The following is a 10,415-nucleotide window of genomic DNA, read 5'->3' on the forward strand; positions in this document are numbered from 1 at the left end:
AAGTAACTAGAAAAACCAATAACATGAAATTATTTGATGTTTACCCGTTATATGATGTTACCCCTGTAAGTGCAAAAGGCATTGAGGTGATTGATGATAAGGGTCAAAAATATTACGATTTTTACGGCGGCCATGCCGTGATTTCCATAGGGCATTCCCACCCACATTATGTAAATATGCTTACCGACCAATTGCAACAGATAGGTTTTTATAGTAACTCTATAAAAAATCCATTACAAGAAGAGTTAGCAAATAAATTAGGCCAGCTCTCTGGTTGTGAAGATTACAACTTATTCTTATGCAATTCTGGAGCAGAAGCGAATGAGAATGCCTTGAAAATGGCATCTTTCCATACTGGAAAATCCAAGGTCTTGGCCTTTAAAAAAGCCTTTCATGGGCGTACCTCAGCTGCAGTGGCCACAACGGACAATCCAAAAATCAACGCGCCTATTAATCAACAGCAAAAGGTAACTTTTATTGATTTTAACGATGCTGAAAGCCTGAAAAAAGAACTAGCTTCTGGTGACTATTGTGCGGTTATTTTAGAAGCCATACAAGGTGTTGGCGGTTTGGATGAACCTACTACCGAATTTTACCAGCTTATTCAAAATGAATGTAAAAACCATGGTGTAGTGCTTATTGCAGACGAGGTGCAGGCCGGTTTTGGTAGAAGTGGTAAATTCTTTGGGTTTCAACACCACAACATACAACCAGATATTATCTCTATCGCCAAAGGTATGGGTAATGGGTTTCCCGTAGGTGGCATCTTAATTCATGAAGATATTAAGGCTTCTTATGGTTTACTAGGCACCACTTTTGGTGGAAACCACCTTGCTTGTGCTGCAACCCTAGCGGTTCTAGAAGTAATTGAAAAAGAAAACCTATTGGCTAACGCCGAAGCTATGGGAACATACTTCACAGCTGAGGCAGCCAAAATTCCACAAGTAAAAAAGGTAAAAGGTAGAGGGTTAATGTTAGGCCTCGAGTTTGATTTTGAGGTAGCGGAACTTCGCAAGAAACTTATTTTTAATCAGCATGTATTTACTGGTGGCGCAGCCAATAAACATGTACTTCGATTTTTACCTGCCTTAAACATTGGCAAACCAGAAATAGACCTGTTCTTTAACGCCCTTAAAGCGGAATTGTAGCATGAAAAAGCGCGTTCTCATCAAAATTGGTTCCAATACGCTGACCAAAGAAACAGACCAAATATCCCGCGGTAAAATAGAGGATATTGGCAGGCAATTGGCGGCATTAAAAGACCAATACGAATTTATCTTGGTCTGCTCTGGGGCCATTGCAACTGCAAAGCAGTTTGTACAATTAGAACATACTGGTAAAGACATTAATGTTAAACAAGCTTTAGCAGCCATTGGGCAGCCCCGATTAATGCATATTTTTCAGGAGAATTTTAGAGAATTGGGCTTGTTTACTTCGCAATGCTTGTTTTCGTATTCGGATTTACAGGATGATAAATCGCGCCAAAACATAAAAAATACCATAGATGTTTTATTACAAAACAACGTAGTACCCATCATCAATGAGAACGACACCGTAGCCACAGAGGAGATTAAGTTTGGTGATAATGACAAGCTAGCTGCCTACACCGCGGCTTTTTTAGAGGCAGATTTACTTATAATCGCTACCAATACCAATGGCGTGTATAGCAAAGCATCCATGGAAAAAGGAACACCAGAAACCATTTTAGAAGTACGTGATTTGCAAGCCATGCAAAAGGAAATTAGTACCACAAAATCCTCTCACGGAACAGGCGGTATGCAATCAAAAATAGAAGCTTCTGCAATTGCGCAAGAAGCACATATAGAAACTTGGATAGTGAACGGCTTATTGGATAATTTTATCCTAGATAGTTTTAATGCTACGCAGCCTTTCACCAAAATAATAGCAACATAACAATGAAGCATTACTTACAAATCAACGATTTAGACAGTTTACAACAAACGGTACAAGAAGCTATCGAACTAAAAAAAGAACCCACCCAGTTTAAAAAACTAGGTGCAGGCAAAACCATTTGCTTGTTGTTCTTTAACAATAGCCTACGTACCCGTTTAAGCACACAAAAAGCTGCCATAAATTTAGGATTGGATACCATTGTTATGAATTTTGGCAGTGAAGGGTGGCAATTAGAGTTTGAAGAAGGTGCCGTTATGGACCAAGGCAAAGCAGAACACGTAAAAGAAGCGGCACAAGTGGTGAGCCAATACGCAGATATCGTGGCTATACGCGCTTTTGCCGGTTTAACGGATAAAGAGGCCGACGAGGCCGAGTTGGTTTTAAACGCCTTTAAAAAATATGCGAACATTCCCGTGGTAAATATGGAAAGCTCTGTAGGCCATCCTCTACAAGCATTGGCAGATGCCATTACCTTGGAAGAAAACAAAACCGCTCAAAAACCTAAAGTAGTTTTGTCTTGGGCACCACATCCACGCGCTTTGCCGCATGCGGTTGCCAATAGTTTTGTAGCTATGATGAAATTGCAAGATGCCGATTTTGTAATTACCCATCCAGAGGGATATGAATTAAACCCGGAAGTAACAAAAGGATGTAAAATTGTTCACGACCAGGAAGAAGCACTTAAAAATGCGAATTTTGTATACGTTAAAAACTGGAGCAATTACCAAGATTATGGTCAAGTAAAAAACACCGATAGCAATTGGATGATGACCAAAGAAAAATTGGGTAAGGCCAAGTTTATGCATTGTTTACCGGTACGTAGAAATGTAGTGGTAGAAGATGCTGTTATGGATAGTGACCAAAGCCTATGTATGGAACAGGCAAACAATAGAACTTTTGCTGCACAGGTGGTGCTAAAGCAACTATTAAAAGACCTATAAGCCTACACAAAAAATTTAAATGGAAGATTTAAGCATAGTTAAAATTGGTGGTAATATTATTGAGGATAGCGATGCGCTAGACCAGTTCCTTACCCTATTTGCACAATTGCCTGGTCATAAAGTTTTGGTGCATGGCGGTGGCAAAAAGGCAACACAGTTGTTACCCCAGTTAGGTATAGAACCAAAAATGGTAAACGGCCGCCGTATTACCGATGCGGCGACGCTAGAGGTGGTTACCATGGTTTACGGTGGACTCGTAAATAAAAACGTGGTGGCACAATTACAGGCCAAAGGCATAAATGCCATTGGGTTAAGCGGTGCGGATGCAAATACCATACAAGCACAAAAACGCTCCGTTACAGAAATTGATTACGGGTTTGCTGGTGATGTTAAAGGAGTGGATGGAGAAACCATTGGTAAATTAATACACATAGGTTTAACTCCCGTATTTTGTGCACTAACGCATAATAAAAAAGGGCAATTGCTAAACACAAATGCAGATACCATTACCGCCGAAGTAGCTATTGGTCTTAGCAACCATTTTAACACGACCATCTATTATTGTTTTGAACTAGATGGGGTCTTGGAAGACATCAACAGAAAAGATTCTGTTATTAAGCATATTAATACAACTACTTACGATACCTTGGTTGCAAAAGGCATTATTGTAGACGGTATGTTGCCCAAGATGCATAATTGTTTTCACGCCTTAAAAAATGGGGTGAAACAAGTAAAAATTGGAAATTTAGGAATGTTTCAAACAGCAAACACCAACTATACAACATTGGTTTTATGAAGTTAGATAAAAAAGCCTTGGGCACAGAAGCCCTAGAATTACTAAAACAATTAATCGCTATACCTTCTTTTTCTGAAGAGGAAGATGAAACGGCTACGTTAATAGACAATTGGTTAAAAGGTCATGGGGTGGCAACCAAAAGACAGTACAATAATATATATGCTTTTAACAAGTATTATGATGAGAACAAACCCAACTTGTTGTTGAATTCCCATCACGATACGGTTAAACCAAACAAAGCCTATACCAAAGACCCTTTTCATCCGCATATAGAAGACGGCAAATTATACGGATTAGGGAGTAATGATGCTGGTGGTGCTCTGTGTTCCTTGTTGGCCACGTTCGTGCATTTTTATGAGCGAGAAGATTTGAGCTATAACATTATCATGAGTGCCACGGCAGAAGAAGAAGATGCTGGCGATAAAAGTATTTCGGCCTTGTTACCCATTCTACCTGAGATTGATGTGGCCATAGTGGGTGAGCCAACCCAAATGCAATTGGCTATTGCGGAAAAAGGCTTGGTAGTTTTTGAAGGCACCGTCGAAGGCACTCCCTCGCACGCCGCCCACCCAAACGATAATAATGCCATTTACAATACCATACAAGTGTTGGAATGGTTTAAAAACTACCAATTTGAAAAGGTATCTGATGTATTAGGCCCGGTAAAAATGACGGTTACCCAAATTAAAGCGGGTAGCCAACATAATGTAGTACCCGCTCAAGTTGATTTAGTTATAGATACCCGTGTTAACGATTGTTATACCAATGAAGAAATCAATGAAATGCTACAGCGTGAAGCTCCTTGCAAGTTAAGACCACGGTCATTGAATTTAAGCAGTAGTTCTATACCAATTGAGCATCCATTGGTGCAATCTGGTATTGCCTTGGGTAGGGAAACTTATGGTAGCCCTACACTATCAGACCAAGCGGAACTTAGCTGTCAATCCTTAAAATTAGGCCCTGGCTATAGCCCTAGAAGTCATTCAGCAGATGAGTTTATCTATGTGGATGAAGTGTATGAAGGGGTACAACTTTATATAGATATTTTAGAGGGATTTTTGTAACTCTCTAATAAAAAACATAGTACTAGTTAATCACTCATAACTACTAACTAAAATCTAATAACTAGAAAATGAAACTCTGGGACAAAGGATTCAGTACCGATAAAAAAATAGACACATTCACTGTTGGTAACGACAGGGAGCTCGATTTACTATTGGCCAAGTATGATGTAATCGCCTCCACAGCGCATGCAAAAATGTTGGCCAAAGTAGGGTTGATATCTGATGAGGAAGCGAAGCTTTTGGTCAAAGAATTGACGGCTATTGGTAAATCCATAGAAAAAGGAAATTTTACCATAGAAGACGATTTTGAGGATATGCACTCAAAGATAGAGTACATTCTTACCGAAAAATTGGGAGATGTAGGTAAAAAAATTCATACCGCACGGTCAAGAAACGACCAAGTTTTAGTTGCCATGCAGTTGTATTTAAAGGCAGAACTATCAGAAATTAAAATTCAGACCAAACAGCTGTTTGATTTACTGATGAAACTGGCCGAGAAACATCAAAAAACCCTTTTGCCTGGTTATACACATTTGCAGATTGCCATGCCATCTTCTTTTGGATTGTGGTTTTCGGCCTATGCGGAGAGTTTAATAGACGATTTGTACTTTGTAGATGCTGCGTATAAAATTGCAGACCAAAATCCGTTAGGCAGCGCAGCCGGCTATGGAAGCTCTTTTCCTATAGATAGAAGTTTTACAACAGCAGAATTGGATTTTGCTACACAAAAGTACAACGTGGTGGCAGCTCAAATGGGACGTGGAAAAGTAGAAAAAGCAACGGCTTTTGGCATTTCTAGTTTAGGAGCCACCTTGTCTAAAATGGCCATGGATATTACGCTGTATATGAGCCAAAATTTCAATTTTATCTCTTTTCCAAATGAGCTTACTACGGGTAGTAGTATAATGCCACACAAGAAGAATCCGGATGTATTTGAACTAATTCGTGCCAAATGCAATAAAGTACAAGCTACGCCCAATCAGTTAATCCTAATTATGAATAATTTACCAAGTGGATATCATAGGGATTTGCAGTTGGTAAAGGAAGTAATTGTACCTGCTATTCAGGATATGAAAGCCTGTTTGGAAATGCTCCACTTTAGTTTAAAAGAAATAAAAGTGAATGCGGACATTATAACGGACACCAAGTACGATTACCTGTTTAGCGTAGATACGTTAAATGAGATGGTTAAAAGCGGTATGCCCTTTAGGGATGCTTACAAAACCATGGGCAAGGCCATAGAAAATGGCAATTTTAAACCCAAAAGAGATATAAAGCACACTCATGAAGGTAGTTTGGGAAATCTGTGTTTAGAAGAAATAAAAAAGAAGATGGAAGCTATTGCCTAATGGCCAGCTGTTTGGCTAGTTTCTTTCTCAGAGATTTGTTCAAAAGCTTTTGCTACTTCTTCTTTTGAAGGTGGTGGAAGCTTTTGTTCTTCTGCCAATTTGGGTTCCAAGGAAAGTTTAGCATAAAATGGATAGTGGTCAGAGCCAATATCGGCACCTCGTTCTATTTGCATCACCCTAAAATCTGCAGAGGTGAATACGTGATCCAACGGCCACCGCATCAACCAACTATTGGCATTGTAGGTATTAAAAAACCCTCTTCCTTTTCGCATATCCAACAGTCCACTAACCCTTTGAAATAATGCTGTGGTTTCTGACCATGCTACATCATTAAAGTCTCCTAAAACAATTACAGGGTATTCTGTTTCTCGAGTTAACTGGGTAATCTTCATCATCTCTGCATCCCGATCTACGGAAGAAGGATTGTGTTGTGGAGTAGGCGGTGCGGGATGAATAGCAAATAATTGAATAGTGTCTTTTGTATCTATTATTACCTTGGTATGTATAGACGGTATGGTGTCTTCTACAAGATACTTCACCTTGGTTTCATATAACGGATATTTAGAGAACAACAGCATGCCATAGGTGTTTTCTTTTGGTACTAAGAACGAATGTTTATATGCTGCTTCTAATTTATTCACTACAGCGTTTTTCCACCTCTCGTTAGTTTCGGTTAACAAAACCACATCAGACTGATATTTTGAAACATCTTTTACTACCGCTTCTACTTTTTTGTTTTTCTGCAATACATTTGCGGCATAAACGCTCAAAGAGGTGGTGACATTGGCGCTTGCATTACCCATCTCCTTATCAGCAAAAGCCGTATAGGGATAAATTTTAACGCTCTGAAACAAGAAGCACCCAGTGAGGGCCAAGACTACCGCATAATCCGATTTACTTTTTAAATTGAACTTAATAAAATAAAGTGCTATGGCAAATAAAGTTAATAGCGCAATCTGTAGGTGTGGAAAATCCCAAATACGAACGTACCATTGATTAAAAGATAAATACGGAAATAAGGTTAATAAAATAACCAGAATAGCAAATACCCGTAAAATCCATTTTACTACCATTTTGCTTACTCTTGAGTAATTTCTGCCTTATTTTGATTTCTATTTTTTAGATATGTATAACCCAGATACCCCAACTGGGCACCAACCAATAGAATCTTTACCTTTTTACTTTTAGCAAAAACTTTTGCTATGCTTAATAACGAGCCTGCTTTCATGTTTTTGTTTGCAATATACCAGCCTATAAATTTATAATTTACTGTATATCAAAATAGTATTAACTCTTTTAATCAACTATAGTCTTTTTTAACGGAAAACAGGGGTTAAAACATTACCTGTCTTCCTTAATTTTACGGCAAACAAAAACGCATCATGAAAAACTTCTTTTCCTTAATATTTATAGGTGTACTGGTTACCGCTTGCAACTTTACATCTGCAGAAAATTATTTTGATAGGGCCGCATTAAACAGCAACAAGCTTGTGGGTTTTGGAAGTAATGATCTAATACGATTTATAGAATTAAAAGAAACCAATAACTTGTTCATAGTCAAAGGAAATCAAGTAAAACCTACAACCAAGGTAGAAGAATACATTAAAGGGTATATAATACCAGACATTGAAACAAACATTGAGACAATTAGAACGCTAAAAGCAACTGAGGAAACAAAAGAAATGATAGTAAAAAGTTTGGAGGTTTTTGAATATGCCAAGAACACGTATTCCAAAGAATACATTGCTATTGCTAAAATGATAGACAACAATGAATCTGCAGATGCAATTAATCTGGAACTTATTAAACTAGATAGTTTAAAAGTTCCAAGATTTGATGTATTACATTCAGAATTATGGGCCTTGGCACTGCCCTATGCAGAAGCCAATAACATTGAGGTAATTATCCATTAATTAATAACAAATAGTTCAAAAACCGACGCAAGGTCGGTTTTTTTTGTTTGATCTTGAGATAAAATCACGCTATTCCGTTAGGTGTAAACCCCTGAAAACAGGGATTGATCCATGTTGGCCCCAAGGTAATTTTACAACCTCAAAAACCAACATCAATGACACGATTTTTCACATCCACTTTAGTACTATTATTAATTACGTTTGCCAGCTGTAAAACACAATCGCCAGATTTATATTATAGTAAAACCACCAAGTCTACAGATATATTTTGGGGGTTTGGAAGCAAAGACCTTAAGAGCTTTATAGAATTTAGAGATGCTAATAATTTGGTAGCCATTCAAAACAACAGAAAGGTTAAGACCATAAGCATACAAGAGCATATAGAGACATTTTTAATTCCAAATGTTGAAAGCTATATAATGGAAATTGAAAGTTTAAAGCCAACAGAAGAAACCAAAGACATGATCAATGCTTCTTTAGCCCTTTATAATTTTGCCCATGAAACTTATAAAAACGATTATATAGCCATTGCCCAGCTCATTGACAATAGAGAAGATGCCACTACCATACAAGACTTGATGATTCATTTAGATCAAGAAAAACGTAAAAAATTAAAGTCGTTATACCAAGATTTAATGCAAACCTCGGTACCCTATGCCAAACAACATGATTTAACAGTTAGCAGGTTTTAACTATATTTAGTTTTACTTTAAAGATTTAATTTTAAATGAGATTATCCCCCAACTTATTTATTTTACTCTTTTTAGGTCAACTATTTATTTACGGACAGGAAGTTGATACCTTAAAAAGCAACATAGACCAAAAAGCCAATAGCTATCTTAAAAAGCTACAAACGGCATATGCCAATGGTGACTATGAACAGCATAAGCTATTGAGTGATTCTCTTGTACTTCTTGGAAAAACAAACCAAAACACCAAATTTCAAGTACTTGGCATGGTTAACCAAGCTATCTATTTTAACAATAGGGCACAACAGGATAAGGCAATTAGACTTTACAGAAATGCATTGGAACTTTGTGATGCATCACCAGAAGATTATAGGTCTAAAATTATTGTATTGGTAAATCTTGGCAATGTTTATAATGCTATTGGATCACACAATAAAGCCATTAATGTAATGGAAACCGTGTTATCACTTTTAGATGAATATGAAGACAATCCCAAAATAAGAGCCTCTGCCTATAACGGTCTTGCTACTAATTATCAAAAAATTGGGCAGCTAGATAAAGTGTTAGAATACCACACCAAAACCAAAGAATTAGGTTTGGCTATTAATAATGAAATAATTGTAGCAACGGCCTTTAACAGTATTAGTGAACTTTATTTTAAAGAGAAAAAATTTAAAAAAGCTAAACTTGCCGCATTGGACGGCTTAAACTTAAAACATACCGCCGCACCAACGAAAGAACGTGCTTGGCTACTCACTAGTTTGGCATTGGCCAAATGGAAACTAGGAGAAATTGAAGCAGCTATAACATTCTTAGAAGAAGCCACCAAAATAGCCCAAACCAAAAAACTAAACCAAATTGAAGCGGAGACCTATTTACATTTAAGCGAAGTTTTAAAAGCTACCGGTAATCTAGAAGCTAGTAGCAAAGCCAAGGAAAGTTATCTACAAATACAAAATGAGATTTTGGCAACGCAGCAAGATGCCATAAAAGTTGATTTACAAAAAGACCTATCTGACAAAAATGCGATTATAAAAGATAAGGACCGTGCAATATTTGACTTGGCACAAAATGAAAGCAAGTTTAAAAAATTTAGTTTGATCTTTGGTGGTTGTTTGGTGTTGTTGAGTTCGTTATTGTTGTTTTATAGGATTAAAACCAAAAAACAAAATACACTATTAAGAGAACAATTTTTGGTACTTCAAAAAGAAACAGAAGAACCTTTGGATGCTCAACAAAAATCCTCTAAAACGGATGCAAAACAGAAGGCCTCCTACAAGAGCTCTTCTATTAACGAAGAAGATTTTGAAGCATACAAAGCAAGATTAACCACACATATAAAAACTAATAGACCATACTTAGATAGCGAACTATCACAAAAAGATTTAGCGGAACAAATTAACATCAGTAGCCATCATCTTTCCGAAGTTTTAAATAAAGGATTCAATCAAAACTTTTACAACTTTATAAATTCTTATCGTATACTGGCCGCACAAGAAATGCTTAAGAACAAAAAGCATAAAGAGACCAAACTTATAGCCATTGCATTTGATTCCGGGTTTAAAAGCAAAACTACCTTTAACCGATTGTTTAAAAATTATACCGGCCTTACCCCTTCTGAATACAGAAATAAGTTCTTGGGGTAACCCTTAATTCTACTACATTTTAAAAAAACATGTACCACTCGGACGAGTGGTACAAATGGCATACTACCTAGCTTTTCTCTGCCGTTAACCAAAAAAACAAAGA

General features: G+C 37.2%; 10 protein-coding genes. 9 read left to right on the forward strand and 1 reads right to left on the reverse strand.

The genetic code is table 11. The annotated features are described in order from the left end of the window. The first annotated feature begins 23 nt into the window (after positions 1–23). The 6 genes from BUL40_RS10495 to argH all read left to right on the forward strand — a co-directional run bounded on the left by BUL40_RS10495 (position 24) and on the right by argH (position 6,064). Positions 24–1,148 carry an aspartate aminotransferase family protein gene (locus BUL40_RS10495; protein WP_080319222.1) on the forward strand — a complete coding sequence of 375 codons (1,125 nt, stop codon included), beginning with the start codon at positions 24–26 and terminating at the stop codon, positions 1,146–1,148. Position 1,149: 1 nt separating this feature from the next. Beyond that, positions 1,150–1,914 (forward strand): glutamate 5-kinase, encoded by a 765-nt coding sequence (gene proB / locus BUL40_RS10500; RefSeq protein ID WP_080319223.1) that lies wholly within the window; start codon positions 1,150–1,152, stop codon positions 1,912–1,914. A gap of 2 nt (positions 1,915–1,916) precedes the next feature. Then, a complete protein-coding gene (locus tag BUL40_RS10505; RefSeq protein WP_080319224.1) occupies positions 1,917–2,855 on the forward strand; it encodes an N-acetylornithine carbamoyltransferase in 939 nt (312 codons plus the stop codon). Positions 2,856–2,874: 19 nt separating this feature from the next. Next, the gene (gene argB / locus BUL40_RS10510) at positions 2,875–3,651 is read left to right on the forward strand and encodes an acetylglutamate kinase (protein WP_080319225.1); all 777 of its coding nucleotides are present in this window, start codon (positions 2,875–2,877) and stop codon (positions 3,649–3,651) included. Next, positions 3,648–4,715: a M20 family metallo-hydrolase gene (locus tag BUL40_RS10515; protein ID WP_010518195.1), complete on the forward strand. Its 1,068-nt coding sequence runs from the start codon at positions 3,648–3,650 to the stop codon at positions 4,713–4,715. Before argB ends, BUL40_RS10515 begins: the two co-directional genes overlap by 4 nt. Before the next feature lie 68 nt (positions 4,716–4,783). After that, complete coding sequence (argH, locus tag BUL40_RS10520; RefSeq protein ID WP_080319226.1) at positions 4,784–6,064, forward strand: argininosuccinate lyase; 1,281 nt, start codon at positions 4,784–4,786, stop codon at positions 6,062–6,064. Here the strand turns inward: argH and BUL40_RS10525 are convergent. Beyond that, positions 6,061–7,137 (reverse strand): endonuclease/exonuclease/phosphatase family protein, encoded by a 1,077-nt coding sequence (locus BUL40_RS10525; protein WP_080319227.1) that lies wholly within the window; start codon positions 7,135–7,137, stop codon positions 6,061–6,063. The two genes, argH and BUL40_RS10525, sit on opposite strands and share 4 nt — an antisense overlap. A gap of 309 nt (positions 7,138–7,446) precedes the next feature. Here BUL40_RS10525 and BUL40_RS10530 point away from each other — a divergent pair, with 309 nt between their 5' ends. The 3 genes from BUL40_RS10530 (at position 7,447) to BUL40_RS10540 (ending at position 10,312) form a co-directional block, all read left to right on the forward strand. Next, on the forward strand, positions 7,447–7,977 hold the full coding sequence (locus BUL40_RS10530; RefSeq protein ID WP_080319228.1) for a hypothetical protein: 531 nt from the start codon (positions 7,447–7,449) through the stop codon (positions 7,975–7,977). Between the two features lie 155 nt (positions 7,978–8,132). Next, positions 8,133–8,669 carry a hypothetical protein gene (locus tag BUL40_RS10535; protein WP_010518188.1) on the forward strand — a complete coding sequence of 179 codons (537 nt, stop codon included), beginning with the start codon at positions 8,133–8,135 and terminating at the stop codon, positions 8,667–8,669. A 35-nt stretch (positions 8,670–8,704) separates the two neighbouring features. Further along, the gene (locus BUL40_RS10540) at positions 8,705–10,312 is read left to right on the forward strand and encodes an AraC family transcriptional regulator (RefSeq protein ID WP_080319229.1); all 1,608 of its coding nucleotides are present in this window, start codon (positions 8,705–8,707) and stop codon (positions 10,310–10,312) included. Positions 10,313–10,415: the final 103 nt, after the last annotated feature.

It is taken from the genome of Croceivirga radicis (assembly GCF_002072105.2).
Classification (GTDB): domain Bacteria; phylum Bacteroidota; class Bacteroidia; order Flavobacteriales; family Flavobacteriaceae; genus Croceivirga; species Croceivirga radicis.